Raw genomic sequence first — 24,215 nt, 5'->3', positions numbered from 1 at the left:
GTCGCGTGGCAAGGAAGGTACCAACCCTTCCATTTGCTCAAAGCCTCCATGCGCGACCTCTCGACTTCCTCCCTCCATGGCGTGCGCCCCGCGCGACCGCCCCGCTCACGCCTGCGTCGTACCACCCTCGCGGCGCGCGCGCTGGGCACGGCGCTCGCCATCCTGCCTGCCGCCGTCGTCGTCCTCCATGCCAACCCGGCGCTCGCCCAGTCGCCCACGGAGCAGACCGCGCGCGACTACGCCCTCGCGCCCGGTCCGCTGGCCGGCGTTCTCACGCAGCTCGCCAGCCAGTCGGGCATCCTGCTGTCGGTCGATGCATCCCTCACCGCCGGGCTCGACAGCCCCGGCCTGCGCGGACGCTTCACCCTGCAGGAAGCGCTCGCAACGGCCCTCCAGGGCAGCGGCCTAAGGGCGACTCGCACGGGCGACAACATCTACTCCCTGCAGCGCGATGCATCGCGCCCCGCCAGCCCGTCGGCAGCGGGTCAGCCCTCGGCCGGGTCGCTGCCGGCGATCGTCGTGGAGCCCCAGGCGAGCCGCGAGACCGGCACCGGCCCGGTGTCCGGCTTCATCGCACGGCGCAGCGTCTCGGGCACCAAGACCGACACGCCCCTGATGGAGACGCCGCAGTCGGTGTCCGTCGTGACGCGCGACCAGATGGACGCGCAGGGCGCGACCACGCTGGTCGAGAGCCTTCGCTATACGCCGGGCATCGTCGCTCAATACGGCAACACCGACCTGCGCCTGGACTGGCTCACCTTGCGAGGCTTCACGCCGCCCGCGCGCTACCTGGACAACCTGCGCCTGCCTTTCGGCGCGCGCGGCTACTCGCAGCCGCGCATCGAGCCCTGGGGGCTGGAACGCGTCGAGGTCGTCAAGGGGCCGTCGTCGGTGCTCTACGGGCAGGCGACGCCTGGCGGGCTGGTGAACATGGTCAGCAAGCGCCCCACGCTCGAGCCGGTGCGCGAGGTGGAGCTGCAGTTCGGCAGCCACAACCGGCGCCAGGCAGCGCTCGATCTCGGCGGTGCCATCGATGCCGATGGCGTCTGGAGCTACCGGCTGGTCGCGCTGCACCGAGAGGCCAACACCTCCTACGACCACGTTTCCGAGCGCAAGACCTACTTCGCCCCGTCGCTGACCTTCCGCCCTTCCAGCGCCACACGTCTCACGGTGCTCGGCCAATGGCAGTCGCTCGACTCCCCTGGTGGCGGCGGCGCGCCGGCACTGCCCGCCGCGGGCACCCTCGACACCAGCCGCTACGCTGCCCTACCCACGCGCACCTTCGTCGGCGAACCAGGCTACGACCGCTTCAGCAACCGGCAGCGCTTCGTGGGCTACGAATTCGAGCACCGCTTCAACGACACCTTCACGGTGCGCCAGAACCTGCGCTACGGCAAGGTCGACGCGTACACCCAACGCATTCAGGCCGTCTGCCTGGCGGCCTGCAACCCGTCCTCGCTGCTGCGCTACGCATGGGCCTTTCCAGAAGAGGCCAGCCTGCTGACCGCCGACACGCAGCTGCAGGCGGACTTCGCCACCGGCACGTTGCGGCACACGCTGCTCGCCGGCGTGGACTTCTCCAATGAGAAGTCCGCGTTCGACGAGACCAACCTGCGCATCATCACGCGGCCCTTCAACGCCTACCTCCCGGTCTTCGGCACCGATTCCGGCGCCGTGCCCGGCGTCGCGACCCATATCGACCAGAAGCGTCGCCAGACCGGCTTCTACCTGCAGGACCAGATCCACCTGGACCGCTGGAGCCTCGTGCTGGCCGGCCGCTACGACAAGGCCGACACCGACACCCGCACGCTGACGACCGCGACGGCGCGCATGGCACCCGTCGACCAGCACGACGACAAGTTCACCGGGCGCGCCGCGCTCATGTACAACTTCGACAGTGGCTTCGCGCCCTACCTGAGCTACAGCACCTCGTTCCAGCCGGCCGCCGGCACCGACCGGCAGGGCAATCCCTTCGAGCCCACCACGGGCCGGCAGATCGAGGCCGGTCTGAAGTACCAACCGGCCGGATCCAAGGCCATGGTGACGGCAGCCGTCTATGAGCTGACGCAGCGCAATGTGCTGACCCCGGATCCACTGAGCCGATCGTTCAGCGAGCAGACCGGCGAGGTGCGTGTGCGCGGCCTCGAGCTGGAAGCCAAGGCACCGCTCACGCGCGGCCTGGATGTCATCGCCTCCTATGCCTACACCGACAGCCGGGTCACGCGTGCCAACGCCAACGCGTCGGGTGCCAGCACCCTGGGCAAGCGCTTCCCCTATGTGCCCGAGCACCAGGCGGCCCTGTGGCTGGACTACGCCTTTCCGATGGAGATCGCGCCCGGGCTGTCGCTGGGCGCGGGCGTGCGCCGCATCAGCACCACCTACGGCGATGCCGCGAACCAGTTCCGCGTGCCCGGTGTGACCCTCATGGATGCGGCCCTGCGCTGGGACCTCGGGCGCTGGCGCCCGTCGCTCAAGGGCCTACGCCTGGCGCTGAACGTGTCCAACCTTGCGGACAAGACCTATGTGGCGACCTGCCTGTCGTCGACCGGCTGCTACTACGGCGAGCGTCGCAGCGTCTATGTGACCGCTGGGTACAGTTGGTAGCGTGCCGCGCGGCCACATGCAAATGACCTGCTCGGCTTGCTCGAGACAGCCACTCGTGGAAGAGAGCGTGACGCAGGCCCAGGGAATGGACAGAAAGTCGTGCGGGAATCTCCGGCAATCAGGCGACTGCCGCAGCGACATCGGTAGCGGAGTCGGCGTCACGCGACCGCGCGAGGTCGAGCGCGACGTCCACAATCATGTCTTCTTGACCGCCAACCATACGGCGCCGTCCAAGTTCGAGCAGAATCTCGACGGCCGGCAGGCCGTAACGTGACGCGGCGGCTTCCGCATGCCGCAGGAAGCTGGAGTAGACACCGGCATAGCCAAGCGACAGAGTCTCCCGGTCTACCCGAACGGGCCGATCTTGCAATGGCCGCACGATATCGTCGGCCGCATCCATCAGCGCCTTGACGTCGCAGCCATGATCCCAATTCAGCCGCTCGGCCGCGGCCACGAAGACCTCGAGCGGCGCGTTACCGGCGCCGGCGCCCATTCCAGCCAGGCTCGCGTCTACGCGATCGCAGCCTTCCTCCACGGCTACGATGCTGTTGGCTACGCCGAGGCTGAGGTTGTGGTGGGCATGCATACCGGTCGCCGTCTCCGTGCGCAATACGTCTTTGAGGGCGCGGAAGCGGTCACGCACGTCCTGCATGCCCAAGGCTCCGCCCGAGTCGACGACGTAAACGCAGGTGGCACCGTAGCTTTCCATCTTCAGCGCCTGCTGCGCGAGCTCTGCCGCGCTGGTCATGTGACTCATCATGAGGAAGCCGACGGTGTCCATGCCAAGCTCGCGCGCGGTCTCGATGTGCTGCTTTGCGACGTCGGCTTCCGTGCAATGCGTCGCCACGCGCACCACGCTGGCACCGGCCGCGTGGGCGGCCTTCAGGTCGTGCACGGTGCCGATGCCTGGCACGAGCAGGGTGGCGATGCGCGCCCGACGAACGGCGTTGCGCGCCGCGGCGATCCACTCGACGTCGGTGTGTGCGCCAAAGCCGTAATTGAAGCTGGAGCCGGCGAGCCCGTCGCCGTGGGCGACCTCGATGGAGTCAACGCCCGCTGCATCGAGCGCGGCCGCGATCTGCGCCACCTGCTCCACGGTGTACCGGTGCCGGATGGCGTGACTGCCATCGCGCAGGGTCACATCAGAAATGTAGATCTTTTTGTCATTCATGGAATTCTCCTCACGCGTTCGCCATGGCACGGGTGGCCAGCAGGCGCGCCGCGATGCGGTCGCCGCTCGCGAGCGCGGCACTGGTCATGATGTCGAGGTTGCCCGCATACGCCGGCAGGTAGTGCGCCGCGCCTTCCACCTGTAGGAACACGGAAGTCTTCAGTCCGGCAAGCCCTCCCACGCCGGGAATCTGCAGCGCCTGCCCGGGCGGAATGTGTTCGAACTGCACGGCTTGCTTGAGGCGGTAGCCCGGCACGTACCCCTCCACGGCCGCCACCATGGCCTGCACCGAGTCTTCGATTGCGGCCTCGTCACTGCCCACGCTCAGCGTGTAGACGGTGTCGCGCATCAGCAGTGGCGGCTCTGCAGGGTTAAGAATAATGATGGCCTTGCCCCGCCTCGCCCCTCCCACAACTTCGATAGCGCGGGCCGTGGTCTCGGTGAACTCGTCGATGTTGGCCCGCGTGCCCGGGCCCGCAGAGCGGCTCGACACCGACGCGACGATCTCGGCATAGTGCACGGTCGCCACTTGCGAGACGGCATGCACGATGGGAATGGTCGCCTGACCGCCACATGTGACCATGTTGAGGTTTAGCGCGTCCAGGTGTTCTTCAAGGTTCACCACAGGGACACAGTAGGGACCGATGGCGGCCGGCGTGAGGTCCACCATGCGGAGGGCCGGCTTGAGCTCGCGCAGGAAGGCGTCGTTGCGGACGTGCGCGGCAGCCGAGGTTGCGTCGAACACGATGTCGATGTCGCCGAAGGCGGGATGTCGCGCGAGGCCCTCGACCCCCTGGTCGGTAGTTGCCACGCCGAGGCGGCGCCCACGCGCGAGGCCGTCGGAGTTTGCATCGATGCCGGCTAGCACGACCACCTCGAGGTTCCGTGCGCCGCGCAGGGCCTTGATCATCAGATCGGTGCCGATGTTTCCACTGCCGATGATGGCAGCTTTGATCTTGTTCATGGAGGTTCCTTGCATGTTCACGCGAACCGCGCCGCGACGCGGCCGAGACCTTCAATATGCGCCTCGAAGAACGAGGGCGCAGTGATCGTCACCATCGGTCCGAGCGCCCCGGTCAGTACGACATCGCCGGCGCGCAGCGGGGTGCCGAGCCGGGCCAGTTGCCGCGTCAGCCAGACAGCAGCATTCAAGGGATGGCCCATGCACTCGCCGCCGCTGCCCTGGCTCACGCTGCGGCCGTCTTCGGTCAGTGTCATGCCGGCATCGCGCAGACTCAGCCGATCCAGTCGTTTCGGGTCCGCGCCCAGTACGTAGCCGGCGGCCGATGCGTTATCGGCGATGGTGTCGAACAGGTGTATGTCCCAGGCCGCGATGCGACTGTCCACGATTTCGAGCGCAGGCACCGCATAGGCCGTGGCCGCGAAGAGGTCGGCCAAGGTTGCGTCGGCGGCCGTCACATCCTTGTCGAGCACGATCGCGACTTCGGCTTCCACCTTGGGCCGAATAAAGCCGGTCAGCGGAATCTCCGCGCCGTCGCCAAAGGCCGTGGAGCTCCAGAGCGCGCCGTAGTCCGGCTGGTCTACGCCAAGCTGTCGCTGCACGCTGGCGGCAGTAAGCCCGATCTTGCGGCCCGTGACGCGATCGCCGCTCGATATGCGGCGCGCCTCGTTGATGCGCTGCACGGTATAGGCGTTCTCCTGAGTCACCGACCAGCCGAGGGACTCGGCTTGGTGCCGCAACGGCGTGCAGGGGGAGCGCTGATGCTCGGCGTCGCGCAGCGCCGCCGCTAAGGCTTCGGCGGGGTCGGATAGATGTTGCATGGATGATCTCTGTTGGTGGGGGGTTGGGTGGGGCAGCGCATCGCGCCGGGTTGCGTCAAGTCGTCGAGAGGAGGCCCCGAACAAGAGCGAAGGACGGCAATTTCATCTGGCCTCTTCTCAAGATGTCGAGACGAAGAAAGCAGCTCGGCGATCAACTGGCCGCGCAGGCAATGTCGCTCACCGCGACGATGTTTCGCCTGTTCATGCGACCGTCTTCGCCATTGATGATGTGACTGAAGCAAAGGTTAGCGACGAGGGAATAGCGGCGGAAATGCTTTCTCGGCATGGAGGCCATGCCGATCCGGGTGTCACGATCCCGGAACTGAGGTGGACGGCAGCGCGGGTGAACGACTCGAACTTCGCACGGTCAACCGCAACCGGAGCGGTGCGCTAAAGACAGGCCGCAGTCCAGGGGCGACGCCAGAACCGCGGCCCCAGGCGCTCGACAGTCAACGAGCTTCGCGACCATCTTCGAGCTCGGCGCCGGTTCATTCGAGCAGTCGTCGCAGCTCAAACTTCTGGATCTTGCCGGTGGAGGTCTTGGGGAGTTCGCCGAAGACCACAGCTCGCGGTACTTTGAACCCGGCCAAGTGCTTCTTGCAGTGCGCGATGATGTCTTCGGGCACGAGCTTCGCGCTCGCCTTGAGCTCGACGAAAGCGCACGGTGACTCGCCCCATTTGAGATCAGGCTTGGCCACTACCGCGGCAGCCAGCACGTCTGGATGCCGGTACAGGACATCCTCCACCTCGATCGAGGAGATGTTCTCCCCGCCGGAGATAATGATGTCCTTGCTGCGGTCCTTGATTTTGATATAGCCGTCCGGGTACTGCACAGCGAGGTCGCCCGTGTGGAACCAACCGCCGGCGAACACCTGTTGCGTTGCCTTCGGGTTCCGAAGGTAGCCCTTCATCGTAATGTTGCCGCGGAACATGATTTCGCCCATGGTGACGCCGTCCCATGGTACGGGCACCATCGTCTGCGGATCCATCACGATGGCGCCCTGCTGCAGGTGGTAGCGCATGCCCTGGCGGGCGTTCAGCCGCGCGCGCTCGCCGATGTCCATTCCGTCCCATTCAGGGTGCTTCGGACAGACCATTGCCGGGCCGTAAACCTCGGTCAGGCCGTACACGTGGGTGAGGTCGAAGCCGAGCCGCTCCATGCCCTCGATCATCGAGGCAGGCGGCGCCGCGCCGGCCACCATCGCTTTGACCCCGCGCGGCAGTTTTCTCGTCAGTTCGTCGGGCGCGTTGACGAGCATCGAATGCACGATCGGCGCGCCGCAGTAGTGCGTGACCCCGTGCTCGCGGATCGCGTCCACCATCGCGTCGACATCGACCTTTCGCAGACACACGTTAACCCCGGCGCGCGCCGCGATAGTCCAGGGAAAGCACCAGCCATTGCAGTGGAACATCGGCAGCGTCCAGAGGTAGACGGCGTGCTTGGGCATGTCCCACTCGAGAATATTCGACACGGCGTTCAATGCCGCGCCACGGTGGTGGTAGACGACGCCCTTGGGGTTACCGGTGGTGCCGCTGGTGTAGTTCAGGGCGATGGCATCCCACTCGTCTTGCGGCAGATCCCAGGCGAAGTGTGGATCGCCCTCGGCAACGAGCACGTCGTAGGTCAACTCGCCGATGCGCTCCACTGGTCCGGCGTAGAGTGGGTCATCGACGTCCACCAGCAGCAGCGGCGAGTGACTCTTACGCAATGCCAATGCCTTCTTTAGCACCGGCGCGAACTCCATATCAACAATGACCGCTTGGGCCTCGCCGTGGTCCAGCATGAAGGCGATGCTTTGGGGATCCAGCCGCGTGTTGAGGGTGTTGAGTACCGCGCCGGCCATGGGCACGCCGAAGTGCGCCTCGACCATCGCAGGCGTGTTGGGCAGCATGACCGCCACCGTCTGCCCTTTGCCGATGCCGCGCCGCTGAAGCGCAGAGGCCAACCGTCGGCATCGGACGTACACCTCGGACCAGGTGCGGCGCAGGTTCCCGTGCACGATGGCCAAGCGCTGTGGATATGCCTCGGCGCTTCGTTGGAGGAATGGCAAGGGAGAAAGCGACGCGTAGTTCGCGGAGGTCCGGGGAAGGTCCCGGTCGAAGAGCGGAGTGTCCATGGATGTCACCTATTCAGTCGCAAGGAAGTTGAGCCCGGTCGTGATCTCCGAAGGACTTCGACGAACGCGTGGCGCCCGGATGCGGAGAGTTCCCATTTCCAGATAACAGACGCCGTGCGCTCTTGCGGCCAGCGGATTCGAGCTCGGCATTTCCGACGACTCGGTCAACAGTTTTTCCAGGGCTCGATCAGGAATTTCATTCCTGTCGCGGGATGTGCGCAGACCTTGAGGACCTCCGGTGAGATGACCTCCTTCAGCGAAATGCCTCGGGCGTAGTGGCTCGCAAACGTGGTCTTGACTTCTGCGGCAACCCGAGCTTTGAGCCTGTCGAGGATTTGCGGCTGCGTCACCTTGAGGTACCGCAGAAGAAGCCATCCGCCAGCGGCCCATGCAGCACCGATGTCGCGCGGTATCTCGATGGGGCGAGGATCGAGAGCGCCGTACACATACAACTGTTTAAGAACTTCCGAGCCGTAGCGGGAGGCTGCCTGACCGGGACGGCGGCTGATGGCCACCTCCATGCAGCTCAAAATCTGCCCGCCGCTACCCCCTCCAATGGGGTCCAAGACAATCGTTGCCCCCGTGGCCGCAATGGCGTCAACAAGTCGATCTCTGAAATCGCCGGAACTCGAGTTGCACACGTAGCGGGCGCCCTGCGCGCGCAAGAGTTCCTCTTGCTGCTGCGACCGCACCACGTTGACGAGCGGGACACCATCAGCAAGGCAGATTCGAAGAAGGATCTGTCCGAGATTCGAGGCAGCAGCCGTTTGGACAATCGCCGTGTGGCCCTCCCTGCGAGCCGTCTCCACCATCCCTAACGCGGCGAGGGGATTGACGAAGCAGGAGGCAGCCTCTACCGCACTGGTGCCCTCGGGGAGCACGAGACATTCTGCCGCCGCTACACAACGATAGCGCGCGTACATGCCCCCGGCCATCGCTGCAACCGTTTTCCCCATCAAGGACTGTGCAGCATGTGAACTTCCTGCCGCCACGACCGTACCTGCCCCTTCGAGACCGACCGACATGAAAGCAGCCCTGCTCGATCGCATCGCCGGCAGGGATGCTGCAGGTACAGGCGCCACAAGTTCCGGCCCAGCAGCACCGTCAGCAGTCCACGCCAGACTGAGGTCCGCGGCGCCAAGCATCGAGCCAATGTCGGACGGGTTGATTGGAGCGGCCTCGACGCGAATGAGCACATCTTCAGGCTTCAGAGCTGGCAGCGCTTCTCTGACAAGAGAAAGCACAACCTGCCCTCCATGAGTGACAACAGAGCGCAGTTGAAGAGATTCGTCTGAGAATTTGTTTTTCACTTTGAACGCCGAGTCGAATGGTTGCAAGGCTCGCCACTCGAAAGACCGGGCACGAGCGGCGGGGTGTGGTCAGAACGGGCGCCGCTGTGCCGCCCATTCGACGCCACGCTTCACCAGCTCTTGGAACATCGGTAGGTCCCAGGGGCCCCGATGGTCGAGCTGATCGGGCAGGTGCGGAAACAGCTTGTCATAGGGCCGGTTGGCGTGGCCGAGCGCGAGATAGAGCACGCCGCCATCGCCGACTGTCCGGCGGTAGAGGATCGGGCGATCGGCCTCCTCGAAATGAATGCCGCCGAACGCTTCACCGCCCCAGTGCGCGTGGAGCAACACGTCGAGGTCCCTGGTGACATCCTCGATGCAATACAGCTCGTCGGACACGTCGAAATCGCGGATGCCTTTTAGCAGCGGCTCTTCCTGCCGCGTCACTTTGACCGGGAAGGTCATGTACTTCGGATGTGAAATGAAGCGTGTGCCGAGGATGCTCGGCATCGCCTGATTGCCCGCGACCGAATTGGTCGCATGCAACGCGAACCAGCGCCCGCCTCGATCGAGGAAGCGCCGGATCGCTGCACTCGCTTTTTCACTCACCGGTACCTGCGACGTGTAGCTGACGAGCAGGTCGGCGCCGAGGAGGTCAGCCGACTCCTCATAGTCGTTGTAGCAATCGGTGCGAATGCCGTGAGCGTCGTAGAGAGCCTGGCCGAGCCGCAGCCGCGCGAAATCAAAATCGTGGTTACGGTGGGGACTGCCGCACACCAGTGCGGCGACAAGCGGGCGCGGCATCGCTTAACCGACGTCCCGCGAATGCCACATCTCGTCCTTCATCGGCGCAGCCTCGCCGAAAGCTGCCGGCATCAGCAGCCTGCTCTCCTGACGGACGAAGAGAGGAGCGACCTGTGCGACGTACGCTTGCCACGCAGGAAGCGCGGCGAGCGCGCCACGCCGGCGCACACGGTCCTCGAACGAACTGAACCCCCAAATGAAGATCACCTGGTTCAGGTCACCGACCTCGGTCATGTAGCACCCGGCCAAGTGCCCAAGGACTTCACACTGAAGCGACTTGCCCTTCTCTGCGTAGATGCTGAGGTAGTCCTTCAGGCGGGACGGCAGCACCTGGTAGGTCCGCATCTCGAAGAGCATCTTATCTTCCGCCCGTGATATCGATGACAGCACCATGGACGTACGATGAGCGTTCCGACGCCAGCCAAAGCACAGCCTCAGCGACTTCGTCCACCGTGCCCGGGCGTTGCATCGGAATCGTAGGCGCAATGCTTTCGATGAGTTTTGCGCCTCCGAACTCATCGTGCATTTCGGTGACGATCACACCCGGTCGAAGGCTGTTGACCCGAACGCCCTGCGGCCCGAGCTCCTTGGCCAGCGCGATGGTCATGCCGTCCAACGCGGCTTTGGTGGACGCATAGTGAGCAAGTTCGGGCATACCGCCGTGCCGTGCCGCAGCCGATGAGATGTTCACGATCGATCCGCCTTCGCCTCCGCTGGTGCGGCTCATGCGCCTGACCGCTTCGCGGGAGCAGAAGAAGGCGGAAAACACGTTCGTCTCGAAGATCCGCTGCAGCCTGTCCTCGTCGATTGCATCGATAGCGCACCGGCTGCCGGAGATGCCGGCGTTGTTCACCAGCACGGAGACGCTGCCCAATGTCTGATCGACTTCGGCGAAAAGCTTCGCGGCTCCGGCACTGGTCGACACATCCGCGCAGACGGCAGCGGCCCTGCCTCCTTGGCGCGCAATATTTCGGACGAGCGCTTCCGCGCCATCACGATCACTGCGGTAGTTCACCGCGACCCCGTACCCCTCTTTCGCCCCGAGGAGCGCAATCGCGGCACCGATACCCCGGCTGGAACCGGTCACAACAAGCACTTTCGACACATTCGTTCCTTCAGAAGTTGACACCTGCAGCGCCCTTGAGGTGCAGGCGCTCGCGGGCCTCCTCGGCAGACGCGATCTCCAGCCCCAATCCTTCGATCAGCTTTCTCACGGCCCGGACCTGATCCACATTCGACTCAGCCAGCTTGCCGGGGCCAAGCCAGATCGAGTCCTCCAGGCCGACGCGCACATTTGCGCCCATCGTTGCCGCCTGCGCCGCCACTCGCATCTGCGCGGCGCCTGCTCCGATCACTGACCAGTGGTACTGATCGCCGAACAGCCGGTCGGCTGTCCGCTTCATGTGCATCACATCCTCCGGGTGCGTCCCCGCCCCTCCCAGAATGCCGAGGACAGATTGAATGAAGAGAGGGGCCTTCAACATTCCGCGGTCCAGAAAATGTCGAAGGTTGTACAGGTGCGCGGTGTCGTAGCACTCAAACTCGAAACGCGTGCCCGCCTCGGACCCCACCCCCAGGATGTGCTCGATATCTTTGAAGGTGTTCCTGAACACGAGGTCGCGGGTGCTCTCCAGGAACGGAGCCTCCCAATCGAACCTGAAGTTGCTGAAGCGCTCCAGCATGGGATACATGCCGAAGTTCATCGACCCCATGTTCAGCGAGGCGACTTCCGGCTTGAACTCGATCACAGGCCGAATGCGCTCGCTTACAGCCATGCCCGGCGCACCGCCCGTGGTGATGTTGATCACCGCGTCGCATCGCTCCTTGATCTGCGGCAAGAACTTGCCGAATGCTTCCGGCGACTGGTCCGGCCGCCCCGTAACGGGGTCTCGCGCGTGCAAGTGGATGATGGCGGCGCCAGCCTCGGCAGCGCCCACGGCTGCATCCGCGATTTGTTGGGGGGTGATCGGCAGGTGCGGCGTCATTGTGGGCGTATGCACGCCGCCTGTCACCGCGCAGCTGATGATTACTCGCTGTTGCTTCACAAAAGTAGTCTCCAGGACAGATGAATCACGCCCGCGTCGGGATCACGGGCAGAAGGACAGATGACGGGTGCGACGGGCCAGTGTGGATCGTTACCTTCCCCCCGAAAACTGACCGCGGACGGTCCCGCTCGTCGTCATGAACGAACGCTCCACAGCCTCGCATTTCGTGTGCGGGGTGCAACGCCATCACGGGTGGGCCCGCGTACTCGAAGTCCTTGCCACGGATGCTCAGCGCCAATCGGTAGCCCGGGGGGACGACGATGCTGGTCGGCCAGATCTCCACGTCGACTGGATAAACTTCGCCAGGCACGAGTGGAAGGATCTCGTCGTGCGCATGCCAGGGGCGCCAGGGTTTGGAACGATCCGCGTCCAGCTTCCGGTGCGACGCACGCAGCCACCCCTGCGCGATCGGCGTGTTAGGGTCGTTGGCGCCCTGGAAGGTGACCTCCTTCATGTCGGGCGTGAACAGGCGAACGGTGAGAAAGAGATCCGCGTCGGTGGTCTCGGAAGAAATGTAGAGGCGAGCTGCCAAGGGGCCCGTTACCTCGAGTTCACTGGTCGAGGGCGGCAGCATGAATACCAAGCCCGGCCCAAGGGCCTCGTAGGTGACGGAAGCGTTGTCCACCGGGACGGAGCTGCCAAGGGCCGCCTGCCCCGGCTCCAGGTAATACGGGGTCCATCGCGTGTCCGGAATGGGCCATGCCTGCTCCTTCCGAGCGACGAAACGGTCCACGTGCCGGATGTTCAGATTCACCGGAGGTTCGGCGTCCCAGCCGTTGTCAGCTCCTTTTAGGAAGTGATCAAAGAACCTCTTTTGCAGAGCGACCGAACTGGCGATGTAGAACGAAGACCAGTGATCGCCGCCATGCACCTCGAGCCACTTCTGCTTCGAGCTCGCTTGCGTGAACCCTTCGATATTGCCTCGCAGATGCAGGCCGAGCCCTCCCCAATTGCCCGCCGAGAGGAGCGGTACGTCAACGCAGTCCCATCGTCCCGACCGCGCCTCGAAATACGAGTCCGGGAGGGGTCGGCTCGTCAGTTCGTGCCCAAGGTCCACTCGGTTAGAGCGAAGAGTCTCGTCATCCAGTGTCTCCGGACCCGCAACCAGCTCACTTGTCACGCGACTGCGCGGCCCGCGGTCACCGGCGCCGTGCTGGACGTTCACGACCTGCGGTCCGTACCAGGACTTCCACAACGCCGTGCAAGGGATGCCACCGTGGCGCACTGCGTCCCGATAGATGTCGGCTGCACCTTCCCAGACACAGATCGCCGACAGCGACGGAGGACGGCGCGATGCAGTGAACCACTGGTTCACGCCGTAGTAGGAGATCCCGTTCATGCCGACCTTGCCGCTGCTCCATGGCTGTGCTGCAGCCCAAGCAATCGACTCGCAAATGTCGCTGATCTCTCGCTCTGACCAGGGATCCAACAATCCGGGCGAGCGACCGGCGCCGCGGCTGTCGATGCGGATGCACACATAACCATCGCACACCCATTTCTCGGGGTCGACCGTCTCCCAGTTCTGGTACCGGCCACTGGATCCCTCTGCCACATCGGGGTGGCTGCGGACCATGCCCTCCCAAGCAGCCGGATAGCCCTCCTGGAAGGCCAGTCCTTTGCCGTAGGGTCCATAGCTCAGCAGTACGGGATAGCGCCCTTCCTCCACCGGACGAAAAACATCGGCACGCAGAACCGTTCCATCATCCATCGTGATGGGGACGTCCCAGTCCACAACGATGGCGTCGATGATCGCGGCAGCTTCAGTCTCTTTCATTGGGTTCATTGCGTCGTCCTTTTTTGTCTTTCCATGCCGGCAAGAATAGGAATTGCATGCCCGCTCGGGAAATACTGTCGTGGCATGGCTGGCATGCCCTGGACAGTGGCGTGTATGCGATGGGCGGAAAGGCAAAAAAAAGCGGGCGACCAAAAGGTCGCCCGCTGTATTCGGACTCGAAACTCTCAAGTCTGGATGTTCAACGACCTGATGAGCGGCCGCCACTGCGCCTCGTCTGCCGCAACCTGACGCGCAAATTCCTGGGGCGTGCTCGGAGTCGGCTCTATCCCCCTCGCAAGCAACTTCGAACGCACGTCCGCGTCGCGCAGATAGTCGCTCGCGCATAGCGCCCATTGATCCAGCACCGAGCGAGGCGTCCCTTTCGGCGCAAACAACCCGAGCCACACCCCGAGTACCAATTTGAGTCCGGTCTCAGTGAGTGTCGGGACATCAGGCAACTGTGACAGGCGCTTGCTGGTTGCCACCGCCAGCGGACGAACCCTTCCAGCGTCGATGAGGCCGCCGGCTGACGCCACACTGTCCGCGAGAAAGTCGATTTCTCCGGCAACCAGCGCCTGCAAGGCCTGCGGTGTTCCCTTGTACGCGACAGGCGTCGCCTTCGCGCCAACGGTCCGCAGGTAGAGCTCGCCGATCAGGTGCGACATCGAGCCGGGCCCGATCGTGCCGTAGTTCAACTTGCCTGGATTTGCCTTGAGCGCTTCGGCAAGCTCCTGCGCCGTGTGGTACTTGGAATTGGCCGGCACAACCAGGAGCCCGTCGATCCGACCGATTCCCGTGAGCGGCTCAAAGTCGGTTGTCCCGCTATAGGGGGACTTCATGGTGACGGCGGGTCCCGTCACGATCGATGTCGTCGAGCCGTACAGCAGCGTGTAGCCGTCCGGTGCAGCTCGCTGGGCGAGCTGCGTGCCGATAATGCCGCTTGCGCCGGGGCGATAGTCCATGACGAGCGGCTGACCAGTCGCCTTCTGCATCGAGATGCCGATCTCTCGCGCTTCCGCATCCCCCGGCGATCCAGGGGGAAAGGGGAAAATGAGCGTTACCGGACGGTGCGGATAGCCGTTGCCGCCCTGCGCGCGCAGTTGGGTTCCCAGCATCGACGCCAGCGACCCGGCGATCATGTTTCGCCTGTTCATACGACTGTCTCCTCTAGTAGTAATTAGACTGGAGAAGAGGTTAGCAACGAGGCAATGGCGGCGGAAATGCTTTCTCGGCATGGCGACCATGCCGATCCCGGTGTCACGTCAAGGCAGGCGAGCAACGTCCGTCCCTGACGGGATGAACCCCTTCAGTCTGGCAAGTGGCCAGCGACCGCCTGATATCTGCTCATGGGCGACTTGCCGCAGCATGAGTTGCATGCGCTGGCCCGCAACGGACAAACCTTGTTCGCGGCCTTTTATCAGAAGCCAGGAGATCATCACGTCCTTGATGGGTGCCATGGAGATGGCACCACGCTCAAGCAGGTCGCTCCCGGAGCACACCGGCAGGGTCGTGAACCCCAAGCCCGATTCCACCGCCCTCAACACCAGTTGCCGAGTGTTGACCTCCATCGCAATGTTGAGGCGCAAATTCCGTTCGGCCATCGCGCTTTCCACGATCATGCGTCCCACATTCGGGCGGCTCATCGCAACCATCGGCCGATCGACAAGATCTTCCAGGGCCAACGGCTTGTCCATGGAAAGACCTGATTCGGCTGGGCCGATCAGACACATTGGCTCTTCGATGAAAGGGAAGGCCTCAAGACTGGCGAGGGGTTCCCCGGAGGCGACCACTGCCAGGTCGGCCCTGCCCTGTGCGACCATTGACCAGGCGTCGAGCACTCCGCTTGATCCTTCGAATACCCTCAGCAAGACGTTAGGAAAACTGGTCCTGAATCGCTGTACGACCGGAAACGCGAGCAACTCCGACATGGACGGAGGCAGCGCGATCGTGAGCTCACCGCTGGCGTCACCGGACCGATCTCGGACCTCGGAGCGGACCCGATCGAAATGGCGCAGCAGTTCGACGGCACTTCCGCGAAGACATTCCCCAGCCTCCGTCAGCGTGATACCACGTTCGGAACGGTGTAGCAGCGTCGCATCGAGGTCTTCTTCGAGCGAGCGCATCTGACGCGACAGCGCCGGCTGGGCGATGTGCAAGACCTCCGCAGCGCGCGTCACGCTGCCGAGTTCGGCGATTTGGAGAAAGTAGCGCAGTTGCCTAACGTTCATGGCTTCACAAGAGCCGTGCGTCGGTGGTACCGAGGGGCGGCATTGCGCGCTGGCGGCGCAACCTAAGACGGGGGCCGACTGCAGTTTACTCTGCAACAGCTGCAGCGTGCCCAGACCGTCCCCCCGTCAATCAAAGGTTCTGACTGGCGAAGCCATCGGCCGGGGCGCTGGCCAGGAATGCGCGAGCGATGCTGAGCTTTTGGGACCATCACAATTGTCCGCCGCGTGCGCGAGCTTCGAAGAGCGCTCCGATCCTTTCTGAGTCGGCGCACCCGGGGAACAGGCTGCCCCCTCCTCCCCCCTCCTCCCCCCTCCTCGCCGGTACCTAAGTCTCAGGAACAAGTCTCGCCGTACGCGCGGTTCAACCCGCGGATGCGACCGTCGCGAAGCTCCTCGCAAGCTCCGGCATGTTCGTCGCCGTCTTTGACCTCGCTCCGATCGCATGTCGCAACCTGCTCGCGCGCCGATGCCCGCGGCGCTGACGGCGGCTACTTCGCGGTGCGCCACGATGACGGCTCTTCGGGAGACGACACCCATAGCCCACCACTGACAGGAGTCCTCACCCTCAATTGTTAAGCTTTGCATATCGTCGACAAGTCTCGGAAGAAGTGCGACCCACGATCTCTTGCCCCGCCCAGCCAGCGCCATGCCCGCCCGCATTCCCCCCCTCCAGATCAGCGCCTACACGGCCACCTCGGCCGTCGGCGTCGGCAAGGAGCCGCTTGCCGAAGCGCTCGAACATTCGCGCAGCGGCCTGCGCGCCAACGACTTCGGCCCCGCGCCGCTGCCGACCTGGATCGGCCGCGTCGACGGCCTCGAAGAGCTCCGCCTGCCCGATGCCCTCGCGCACTGGGACTGCCGCAACAACCGGCTGGCCTGGCTCGGCCTGCAAGCCGACGGCTTCCTCGAGGCCGTGGCCGAGGCGCGCGGGCGCCATGGCGCGGCGCGCATCGCGCTGATCCTCGGCACCTCGACCTCGAGCATCGGTGAGGCCGAGCTTGCTTATACCCAACTCGACGCCAGCGGCGCCTTTCCGCCCGCACAGCGACGCCCCAAGGTGCACACGCCGCATTCGCTCGCGATGTTCGTGCAGGAAGTGCTGGGCCTCGAGGGGCCGAGCGAGACCATCTCCACCGCCTGCTCGTCGAGCGCCAAGGTGTTCGCCTCGGCCGAGCGGCTGATCCGCCTGGGCCTGGTCGACGCGGCCGTGGTCGGCGGCGTCGACACGCTGTGCGGCAGCGTGCTGTTCGGCTTCAACTCGCTCGAGCTGGTGTCCGGCGGGCCGTGCCGGCCCTTCGATCCGGACCGCGACGGCATCAGCCTGGGCGAGGCCGCGGGCTTCGCGCTGCTCGAGCGCGCCGACGCGGCTTCCGCCACAGGATTGCAGCTGCTGGGCTACGGCGAGGCCAGCGACGCGCACCACATGTCGACGCCGCATCCCGAGGGCCTGGGCGCCGAGCGCGCGCTCGACGAGGCGCTGGCGCGCGCCGGCCTCGCGCCCGAGGCGATCGACTACATCAACATGCATGGCACCGCGAGCCAGAAGAACGACGAGGTCGAGGGCGCGCTGGTGGCGCGCCGCTTCCCGGCGCGCACGCATGCGAGCTCGACCAAGGGCTTCACGGGCCACACGCTGGGTGCCGCGGGCATCGTCGAGGCGGTGATCAGCCTGCTGGCGATCGAGCGCGGCCTGATGCCGGGCACGGTCAACTCGGCCGCGCTGGACCCGGGCTTCGGCCCGCAGATCCGGCTCGCGCCGGCGCACGGCGAGGTGCGCTACGCGCTCTCCAACTCCTTCGGCTTCGGCGGCAACAACTGCGCGCTGGTGTTCGGTAAGGCGGCGCAGGCATGAGCGCCGCCCCAGGCCGCCCCAAGCAAGCTCGGACCGCGGTGCGAAGCACGAAGGTACTTCCATGAGCACCACGCCGACGATCTACATCGAGGGCCTGGCCTTCTGGAGCCTCACCCGCTCGGCTGGGAGGCCGCGAGCGGCCTACCGCGGCGAGGGCGTGCTCGCCAGTCCGCCGACGCTGGTGCTCGAGGGGGAGACCACGGCGATCCACGGCTCTGGCTACTAAGCAGACGCTTGCACCTCGGCAATTCATGACATACGCCAGCTAAACTGTATTTAGCCAATTTGGGAATGTTCATGCTCAATGTCACCTCGGCCGAAGCACAAAATCGCTTCGGGCAACTGCTGGGCTCTGCTCAACGCGAGCCCGTCGCCATCACCCAACGCGGCCGTCCCGCGGCTTACATCATTTCTCCTCAAGAGATAAATGAATTGCAGGAAGCTCCCCGTGCACGCGGCGAGGAACGGATCCAGCAACAGCGCCATTGGGCCGATGCATGCGCTGACGGCTGGAACGCCGTACAGGCCCAGTGGGGCTCTTTCGCAGACGAACACTCGCCCCTCTGAGGCATGGCGCAGTTCGATCTGCATCGAAACAGCGGCGAACAACAGCGCGCCATCCCCTATGTCTTGGGAAACTACAGATAGGTGTCCACAAGGCCCACCTAGAGCGTTCGCGTGACTCTCAGGGCACCTCGATCAATCGACCGGAGGCCGCGCCCTGCGTCTAGCGCACACCGAACAGACGTGGCGCTCGCAATTAGCGCGAAGCATGGGTACGCCGATCCTGGCGTTCGACACCGACGGCAAGGACTTGTTCCCGTGACCTAGCGCTGCGCAGCTTGCAGGAAGTCGTCGTCGGAAAGAGTCTCAAACAGCGATCGAGCCGCCATCCACGAAGAGTTCAATGCCGGCAATGTAGCTGCTCTCATGTGATGCAAGGAACAGCACGGCGCGCGCGATCTCGTCTGGCTGACCCAGGCGACCGAGAGGCACGACCTGCTTCAGCATGTCTTCGACGCCCGGTCGCGAATCAAGGTAGCTACGCATCAGGCTGGTCTCAGTGCCGCCCGGCGATACCACGTTGACGCGGATTCCGCGCTCCTTCAGGTCGGCCGTCCAGGTTCGCGCGAACGAACGCACTGCCGCCTTGCTCGCGTTGTAGAGCGTTTGGTCGGGAAAGCCTTTACTGCCGGCGACCGAGCCGTTCAGGATGACTGCGGCGCCAGCAGTCATCAGTGGCAATGCCTTCTGCACGGTAAAAAGCACGCCACGTACATTCAAGTCGAATAGGCGGTCAAAGCCGGCTTCGTCAATCGTGCCCAGCGGGCGCGGCTCGCCCTCGGCGATGCCAGCGTTGGCAAACACAACATCCAGCTTGCCGCTCTCGCGCTGAATGCGCTCGTAGAGGCGATCGAGGTCGGTGAGGTTCGCGGCATCTCCCTGTACGCCGATAGCACCGTTGCCAATTTCCCGGACGGCGTCGTTGAGTCGCTCCTGTCTGCGTCCGGTGACGTAGACCCGCGCGCCCTCTGCGGCGAAGAGCTTGGCAGTTGCCAGTCCGATGCCTTCGCTGCCACCGGTAATCGCTACAACTTTGTCTATAAATCGCTTGCCCATGCGTACCTCATCTCTAAAGTGGAGTATTCCTCCACTTATTATATGGAGGAACCATCCACTTTTGAAGCGGAGCTATCATCCACTTGTAACCAAGACCGGATATGAAAGAAAGTCCTGCCACCGATGAGGCGCCACTACGCGCCGATGCAGCGCGCAATCGGGAGCGTATCCTTGCAGCTGCCGAAGAGGTGTTTCTCGAGCGTGGTGCTGATGCCTCGCTCGACGATGTTGCCAAGCGTGCGAAGGTGGGGATCGGGACGCTTTATCGCCGCTTCCCGACGCGCGAGGCCCTGCTTGCCGCACTGAGCGATGAGCGCCTGTTGTCGCTCGCAGCGGCGAGTCGAGCCGCAGACCCTGCGCCCGAACCCACAGCCTCCATACGCGCTTTCGTTCGAGCGCTCGTGATGCATGCCAGCCACTATCACGGACTAGCTGCATCGCTGGGCGCGGTACTTAAAAGCGGCACTCCCGGCTGCAAAGCGGGGAGCGATGAGGGTCTGCGGCTGCTCCAGCGTGCGCAAGAAGCGGGAGCGATTCGCGAGGATCTGTCCCTGGACGATCTGTTGTGCATGGTCACGGCGATCTCTCTTGCTGTCGAGCAGTCCCACAGCGGAAAAGCGCGTATCGCGCACTTGGTAGATCTGTTCTTTGACGGAATTGGGTTGCACCGAGCTGACGATCAACTGCTCCCCGAAAAAGTCGCGAACTAACCGATCCAGTCCTGGACGTGCTCAAAATGGTGAGCACAACCGAATCTTCACGCTGGCGGTAATTCCGGGCGGGCGTTGATTTCGATCGAGTTGGTCGAGTGGCACTCTAGAAACAATCCCATTGAATCTCGACGGCGCATCATTGCGCCAGCAACTTCTTTTGCCGCGGCTCTTGTATCAGCCAGTCAGCTTCCTTGAATCAACATCCATCGCATGTTCACTTCCTCGTCGTGCAAGGTATGTAGCGGATAAATCTCGAGCCTGCATCCGAGCGCGCGTCTGAGGTGCCCCGTCGGCGCTGAACTCCGCACAGCAACCAGACCATCGCACCAATCGCATCAGCGGAAACGAAGTTGCCCGAGGTCGACCCCAGCCGAGGACATTCCGCGTGAAGGCTTGGCTCAAAGGTTCGAGAGCGATGCCGAGGCATTTTGAGGTGCCGCAGACGGTGAGTACTGCAAGCATGTCTGACGCCCGTAACTCCCGCAGGACCGAACCCTCGACAAAAGACGTGGTGACGTCTGGCCACTCCTTTTCATCGCAAAAGGTACACCATTACATCGACGAAAGTCGCCCTGCGCGGCGCATACAAGAAAAACTACGTGCGGATGCTCGTCCTCAAGCGCAGCTGTTCTGCCGCCCGGTGGAAGCTCCCTTGCTCCTGCACTGCGACAAATGCCCTCAGTACGAAATACTCGGCTTCTCGCATGGCGGGTCCCGCTGATGTGCGGCTGAGCATATCTGAGCGGAGATGAACCACGATCCTTGTGCCCCTTGAAGCCGCTGCCAAGGATATCGTGTCGTAGTTCCCTGGCCCAAGCTGCCCGAAGTACTTGCAGGCCTTACAGCAAGGCTTACAGAGAAGGCATCCAGGGCAACGGCGCCAAAGCCGCGGGATCGATGCCGCACGTCGATCACCGCCGCAAGCCCGCTGCACGACGCCTCGTCCAGCGCGTCCGGCGGATCGCGGTGGCGGTCGACTGGCAGACCCAGGCATCCGAAGTTGCGGGCGATCTCCGCAAAGTCCCGCTGGATGAATTTGGTAGCAGTCCTGCATCCGCTCGCCATCGATCTGCGCCTTGCGCAAGCTCGTGAGTCCTTGCGCGAGGCAACCGTTGTTGTTGCCGACCATGATCGTGTTCAAGGCGCGCGATTTGCTCCTCGAATCGGGGGACGATGCCGAAGGCCTTGGGGTCGAGCGCCCCCTCGAGAGAGCTCTCGGCAAGCCGGCCGACGTCGACCGCGCAGATGGCTGGTGGGCTTCGGCCGGTTCCTGGAGAGCAGGCCGGCAGCTTTCTTCAAAGAGCGCTAGATGACGTCACGCGATGTGGCAAATGGGATTGCCACAGGCTCGCTGGAAGGACGTTCGCCACGCTCAATCGAGCAGTTCTTCCAACAGCCTGGCGCCATCGGTCCCACGCTTGCAACGGCTCCATAGCCGATCGAACAGCTGCACGTGCAGGTCGACAGCCTCCTTCGCGGAAGTGATCATCGCCACGCCCACGTCCAGGTTCGGCAATTCGCCGATCCGAAAGGGACTCGTGCCGAGAACCACCGCATCGGATTGGTAGAACAGCTGGAATGCCACGTTCGGCACCACGTTTTCAACCAGGCCGATCTGGATGCCCAGCGGTTCCGTGCGCATCAGCCTGGCCAGGTGTTCCACCTGGCGCTGAGCTGCCTGCCTGCGCTTCGCGACCGTGGCAGCCGGCAGTCCAAGGCGCCCGACCAAACCTAGGGTCAGCAGTCGCCGCAGCTCCTCGAGCGAATAGAGACAGGTGATCGACGGCGAGTGCTCGCGGGCCTGGATCCGACGCTGCCCGAGGGTCTCCAGCAGCGCGGTCCCGCGGTCGCTTCGGGCACCAGCGCGCACGCGGCTGACGGGCGCTTCCGCCTCCTCGATCATGAGTGCAAGGTACTCGTCGTACTCCTCGGTGGTCAACAGGTATGACAGCGGACTGAAGAGCGCGACGATGTGACTCGCATTCTTCTCGAGCTGCTGCATGCGTGCCTGGTAGCTCGCGGCGTTCGCGTGGTACTCGGCCCCCGCCCCGAGCAGCGAGGCCAGACTGGTACCGAGGATGGAGGCGATGTTCTGGATCACGTCGATCTTGACGATCTCCCCTTGCTCGATGCGATAGAGCGCGGCACGCGACACCCCCAGTCGCGCAGCGAGCTCGTCTGCGTTGTAACCAGCACCAAGTCGGTAGGCACGCACCCGCGCGCCGATGTCGGCCAAGTCAAAGGCCATACGGCTGCCTCGTTGTTTCAAAAATTAGACATCCGCTCATTATCGACCGTGTCGCTCCCCAGTGCGCGGCGCCTCTGCATCCAGGGGCGGGAGCCACGGCTGACACGCGACTCCCTAGGGATAGCCCTATGTGAGTCCAAAAGGTTTAGAACCAATAATTGGATATTGTCTCAAAATTTAGTCACTCTTGCAGCGGCATCCCCTCTCATGATCGAACACACGACGCCAGCCTCGCCGCGCTGGCGACAACGCCCACCCGGCTCCAACTGGGGCGACTTCGGCCCCGACGACCAGGCGGGCCGGATGAATCTGCTGACGCCGAGCAAGGTCCTCGAGGGCCTGGCGGAGGTGCGCGATGGGCGCACCTTCTGCCTGAGCCTGCCGCTCGATTTCCCCGGCGGCAACGTGCTCAACGAAAAGCGCCGGCCCCCGATCCTGCGTCCCACGCTGCGCAATGGCCGGCCGAACATGAACTACAAGATGTTCACGGAGCTGCTCAACCTGACCGACGTGCTCTGTGACGACCTGGCCGTGCTTTACCTGCAGTACTCCACGCAGTGGGATTCGCTGGCGCATGTCGGCCAGATGTTCGACGCGAACGGAGACGGGGTGCCGGTGCCTGTCTTTTACAACGGCTACCGTGCGCACATCGACATGATCGGCCCGGAAGACCCCGCGGATGCGGGGCCGCCGATCGCGGGCGTGACGCACTCCACTTCGCATGCCAAGGCGCTGGGCATCGAGAACATGGCCGAGCGCTGCGTGCAGGGCCGCGCGGTGATGATCGACCTGCGCGCGCACCTGGGCGACGACCGCGTGAACGTCGGATACGACACCCTCATGCGCATCCTGGATGCCGACCGCGTCGAGGTGGAGAGCGGCGACATGGTGTGCCTGCACACCGGTTACGCGCAGCGCCTGCTCGACATGAACCGGCAGCCGGATGCCGCGGTGCTGGACCGCAGTTGCGCGGTGCTGGATGGGCGCGACGAGCGGCTGCTGCAATGGATCACAGACTCGGGCCTGTCCGCCCTGATCGCGGACAACTACGCGGTCGAAGCCCAACCCGCGCGCGCCTTCGACGGATGCTGCGCGGCACTGCCGCTGCACGAGCATTGCCTGTTCAAGCTGGGCGTGCACCTGGGCGAGCTGTGGCACCTCACGCCGTTGGCCGATTGGCTGCGCGCGCGCGGGCGCAATCGCTTTCTGCTGACGGCGCCTCCCTTGCGGCTTCCCGGCGCGGTCGGCTCCCCGGCCACACCGGTCGCCACGGTCTGACGGCCCATGAACTACAAGTTCGACTTCAGCAGCGTCGCGGCATTCTGGCCGGACTTCCTGCACGGCGCCTGGCTCACGATCCAGCTCTCGTTCGCGGCCACGCTGCTAGGCTTCGTGCTCGGCTCGCTGTGCGCGATCGGCCGCCGCAGCCAGCTCGCGTGGCTGCGGCGCACCTGCGGCATCTATGTGGAAGTGATCCGCAACACGCCGCTGCTGGTGCAGGTCTTCCTCTTCTACTTCGGCTTCGCGAGCCTCGGGCTGACGATGCATGCCGCGGTCGCATCGCTGCTGGTCCTCGTGATCAACGTCGGCTCTTACACCACTGAGATCATGCGCGCCGGTTTCGAGTCGGTGCATCCGGGCCAGATCGAGGCCGCCGAATGCCTCGGCCTTTCGCGCATCCAGACCTACTGGTACGTGGTGCTCCAGCCGGCCATGGAGCGCGTCTACCCGGCCCTGACCAGCCAGTTCATCCTGCTCATGCTGGCCACCTCGATCATGTCGCAGATCTCGGCCGAGGAACTCACCGCCGTCGCGAACCGCGTGCAGTCGATGACCTTTCGCGCCTTCGAGACCTACCTCGTGGTCGCCTGCTGCTACCTCCTGCTGTCGCTCGCGATGCGTGCCGGGTTCTGGCTCCTGGGCCTCCTCATCTTCCCTCGTCGACGCAGGCTCGGCACCGCGATTTGA

General features: G+C 64.2%; 21 protein-coding genes. 7 read left to right on the top strand and 14 right to left on the bottom strand.

The features are described 5' to 3' along the window. Positions 1 to 48: 48 nt before the first annotated feature. Positions 49 to 2,604, top strand: a complete 2,556-nt coding sequence (locus INQ48_37040; protein QRF61015.1) for a TonB-dependent siderophore receptor — start codon at positions 49 to 51, stop codon at positions 2,602 to 2,604. Positions 2,605 to 2,722: 118 nt separating this feature from the next. On the opposite strand, the gene dmpG is transcribed toward INQ48_37040, so the two are convergent. From dmpG to INQ48_36980, 12 genes are all read right to left on the bottom strand, one after another. Further along, positions 2,723 to 3,775, bottom strand: a complete 1,053-nt coding sequence (gene dmpG, locus INQ48_37035) for a 4-hydroxy-2-oxovalerate aldolase (GenBank protein QRF61014.1) — start codon at positions 3,773 to 3,775, stop codon at positions 2,723 to 2,725. A 10-nt stretch (positions 3,776 to 3,785) separates the two neighbouring features. Beyond that, a complete protein-coding gene (locus INQ48_37030; protein ID QRF61013.1) occupies positions 3,786 to 4,739 on the bottom strand; it encodes an acetaldehyde dehydrogenase (acetylating) in 954 nt (317 codons plus the stop codon). Positions 4,740 to 4,756: 17 nt separating this feature from the next. Next, positions 4,757 to 5,557 (bottom strand): fumarylacetoacetate hydrolase family protein, encoded by an 801-nt coding sequence (locus INQ48_37025; GenBank protein QRF61012.1) that lies wholly within the window; start codon positions 5,555 to 5,557, stop codon positions 4,757 to 4,759. Between the two features lie 488 nt (positions 5,558 to 6,045). Then, on the bottom strand, positions 6,046 to 7,674 hold the full coding sequence (locus INQ48_37020) for an acyl-CoA synthetase (protein ID QRF61011.1): 1,629 nt from the start codon (positions 7,672 to 7,674) through the stop codon (positions 6,046 to 6,048). A gap of 164 nt (positions 7,675 to 7,838) precedes the next feature. Then, positions 7,839 to 8,984 carry an NADH oxidase gene (locus tag INQ48_37015; GenBank protein ID QRF63134.1) on the bottom strand — a complete coding sequence of 382 codons (1,146 nt, stop codon included), beginning with the start codon at positions 8,982 to 8,984 and terminating at the stop codon, positions 7,839 to 7,841. Positions 8,985 to 9,053: 69 nt separating this feature from the next. Beyond that, complete coding sequence (locus INQ48_37010) at positions 9,054 to 9,767, bottom strand: ThuA domain-containing protein (protein QRF61010.1); 714 nt, start codon at positions 9,765 to 9,767, stop codon at positions 9,054 to 9,056. Positions 9,768 to 9,770: 3 nt separating this feature from the next. Then, positions 9,771 to 10,124, bottom strand: a complete 354-nt coding sequence (locus INQ48_37005; protein ID QRF61009.1) for an NIPSNAP family protein — start codon at positions 10,122 to 10,124, stop codon at positions 9,771 to 9,773. 1 nt (position 10,125) lies between these two features. Beyond that, on the bottom strand, positions 10,126 to 10,872 hold the full coding sequence (locus INQ48_37000) for an SDR family oxidoreductase (protein ID QRF61008.1): 747 nt from the start codon (positions 10,870 to 10,872) through the stop codon (positions 10,126 to 10,128). A gap of 10 nt (positions 10,873 to 10,882) precedes the next feature. Then, a complete protein-coding gene (locus INQ48_36995; protein QRF61007.1) occupies positions 10,883 to 11,812 on the bottom strand; it encodes a 3-keto-5-aminohexanoate cleavage protein in 930 nt (309 codons plus the stop codon). A 25-nt stretch (positions 11,813 to 11,837) separates the two neighbouring features. After that, positions 11,838 to 13,595, bottom strand: a complete 1,758-nt coding sequence (locus INQ48_36990; GenBank protein ID QRF61006.1) for a CocE/NonD family hydrolase — start codon at positions 13,593 to 13,595, stop codon at positions 11,838 to 11,840. A gap of 176 nt (positions 13,596 to 13,771) precedes the next feature. Continuing rightward, entirely contained in the window at positions 13,772 to 14,740 is a 969-nt protein-coding gene (locus INQ48_36985) for a tripartite tricarboxylate transporter substrate binding protein (protein ID QRF61005.1), read from the bottom strand. 108 nt (positions 14,741 to 14,848) lie between these two features. Continuing rightward, positions 14,849 to 15,814: a LysR family transcriptional regulator gene (locus INQ48_36980; protein QRF61004.1), complete on the bottom strand. Its 966-nt coding sequence runs from the start codon at positions 15,812 to 15,814 to the stop codon at positions 14,849 to 14,851. A gap of 646 nt (positions 15,815 to 16,460) precedes the next feature. Between INQ48_36980 and INQ48_36975 the strand changes: the two genes are divergently transcribed. The 3 genes from INQ48_36975 to INQ48_36965 all read left to right on the top strand — a co-directional run bounded on the left by INQ48_36975 (position 16,461) and on the right by INQ48_36965 (position 18,233). Beyond that, positions 16,461 to 17,666, top strand: a complete 1,206-nt coding sequence (locus tag INQ48_36975; protein QRF61003.1) for a beta-ketoacyl-[acyl-carrier-protein] synthase family protein — start codon at positions 16,461 to 16,463, stop codon at positions 17,664 to 17,666. Positions 17,667 to 17,727: 61 nt separating this feature from the next. Next, positions 17,728 to 17,892 (top strand): hypothetical protein, encoded by a 165-nt coding sequence (locus INQ48_36970; protein QRF61002.1) that lies wholly within the window; start codon positions 17,728 to 17,730, stop codon positions 17,890 to 17,892. Positions 17,893 to 17,963: 71 nt separating this feature from the next. Then, positions 17,964 to 18,233, top strand: a complete 270-nt coding sequence (locus INQ48_36965) for a type II toxin-antitoxin system Phd/YefM family antitoxin (GenBank protein QRF61001.1) — start codon at positions 17,964 to 17,966, stop codon at positions 18,231 to 18,233. Between the two features lie 303 nt (positions 18,234 to 18,536). Here INQ48_36965 and INQ48_36960 read toward each other — a convergent pair whose 3' ends face one another. Next, positions 18,537 to 19,286 (bottom strand): glucose 1-dehydrogenase, encoded by a 750-nt coding sequence (locus tag INQ48_36960; protein ID QRF61000.1) that lies wholly within the window; start codon positions 19,284 to 19,286, stop codon positions 18,537 to 18,539. A 101-nt stretch (positions 19,287 to 19,387) separates the two neighbouring features. Between INQ48_36960 and INQ48_36955 the strand changes: the two genes are divergently transcribed. Further along, on the top strand, positions 19,388 to 19,996 hold the full coding sequence (locus INQ48_36955) for a TetR/AcrR family transcriptional regulator (GenBank protein ID QRF60999.1): 609 nt from the start codon (positions 19,388 to 19,390) through the stop codon (positions 19,994 to 19,996). A gap of 1,375 nt (positions 19,997 to 21,371) precedes the next feature. Here INQ48_36955 and INQ48_36950 read toward each other — a convergent pair. Continuing rightward, positions 21,372 to 22,247, bottom strand: a complete 876-nt coding sequence (locus tag INQ48_36950; protein QRF60998.1) for a helix-turn-helix transcriptional regulator — start codon at positions 22,245 to 22,247, stop codon at positions 21,372 to 21,374. A gap of 207 nt (positions 22,248 to 22,454) precedes the next feature. Between INQ48_36950 and INQ48_36945 the strand changes: the two genes are divergently transcribed. Both INQ48_36945 and INQ48_36940 read left to right on the top strand, forming a co-directional pair. Then, positions 22,455 to 23,525 (top strand): cyclase family protein, encoded by a 1,071-nt coding sequence (locus INQ48_36945; protein ID QRF60997.1) that lies wholly within the window; start codon positions 22,455 to 22,457, stop codon positions 23,523 to 23,525. A gap of 6 nt (positions 23,526 to 23,531) precedes the next feature. Beyond that, on the top strand, positions 23,532 to 24,215 hold the full coding sequence (locus INQ48_36940) for an amino acid ABC transporter permease (protein QRF60996.1): 684 nt from the start codon (positions 23,532 to 23,534) through the stop codon (positions 24,213 to 24,215).

This window comes from Variovorax paradoxus, assembly GCA_016806145.1.
Classification (GTDB): domain Bacteria; phylum Pseudomonadota; class Gammaproteobacteria; order Burkholderiales; family Burkholderiaceae_C; genus Variovorax.
Note: the sequence above shows the minus strand (reverse complement) of the source record. Positions and strands in the feature narration are given on the sequence as shown.

Bases quoted from the DNA above. Each gene is read 5' to 3' on its own strand.
- INQ48_36950 (QRF60998.1), bottom strand. From the start codon at position 22,247: ATGGCCTTTGACTTGGCCGACATCGGCGCGCGGGTGCGTGCCTACCGA.
- dmpG (QRF61014.1), bottom strand. From the start codon at position 3,775: ATGAATGACAAAAAGATCTACATTTCTGATGTGACCCTGCGCGATGGC.
- INQ48_36940 (QRF60996.1), top strand. From the start codon at position 23,532: ATGAACTACAAGTTCGACTTCAGCAGCGTCGCGGCATTCTGGCCGGAC.
- INQ48_36985 (QRF61005.1), bottom strand. From the start codon at position 14,740: ATGAACAGGCGAAACATGATCGCCGGGTCGCTGGCGTCGATGCTGGGA.
- INQ48_36975 (QRF61003.1), top strand. From the start codon at position 16,461: ATGCCCGCCCGCATTCCCCCCCTCCAGATCAGCGCCTACACGGCCACC.
- INQ48_37040 (QRF61015.1), top strand. From the start codon at position 49: ATGCGCGACCTCTCGACTTCCTCCCTCCATGGCGTGCGCCCCGCGCGA.
- INQ48_36970 (QRF61002.1), top strand. From the start codon at position 17,728: ATGAGCACCACGCCGACGATCTACATCGAGGGCCTGGCCTTCTGGAGC.
- INQ48_37005 (QRF61009.1), bottom strand. From the start codon at position 10,124: ATGCTCTTCGAGATGCGGACCTACCAGGTGCTGCCGTCCCGCCTGAAG.
- INQ48_36990 (QRF61006.1), bottom strand. From the start codon at position 13,595: ATGAACCCAATGAAAGAGACTGAAGCTGCCGCGATCATCGACGCCATC.
- INQ48_37010 (QRF61010.1), bottom strand. From the start codon at position 9,767: ATGCCGCGCCCGCTTGTCGCCGCACTGGTGTGCGGCAGTCCCCACCGT.
- INQ48_36965 (QRF61001.1), top strand. From the start codon at position 17,964: ATGCTCAATGTCACCTCGGCCGAAGCACAAAATCGCTTCGGGCAACTG.
- INQ48_36955 (QRF60999.1), top strand. From the start codon at position 19,388: ATGAAAGAAAGTCCTGCCACCGATGAGGCGCCACTACGCGCCGATGCA.
- INQ48_36980 (QRF61004.1), bottom strand. From the start codon at position 15,814: ATGAACGTTAGGCAACTGCGCTACTTTCTCCAAATCGCCGAACTCGGC.
- INQ48_37030 (QRF61013.1), bottom strand. From the start codon at position 4,739: ATGAACAAGATCAAAGCTGCCATCATCGGCAGTGGAAACATCGGCACC.
- INQ48_37025 (QRF61012.1), bottom strand. From the start codon at position 5,557: ATGCAACATCTATCCGACCCCGCCGAAGCCTTAGCGGCGGCGCTGCGC.
- INQ48_37020 (QRF61011.1), bottom strand. From the start codon at position 7,674: ATGGACACTCCGCTCTTCGACCGGGACCTTCCCCGGACCTCCGCGAAC.
- INQ48_36945 (QRF60997.1), top strand. From the start codon at position 22,455: ATGATCGAACACACGACGCCAGCCTCGCCGCGCTGGCGACAACGCCCA.
- INQ48_36960 (QRF61000.1), bottom strand. From the start codon at position 19,286: ATGGGCAAGCGATTTATAGACAAAGTTGTAGCGATTACCGGTGGCAGC.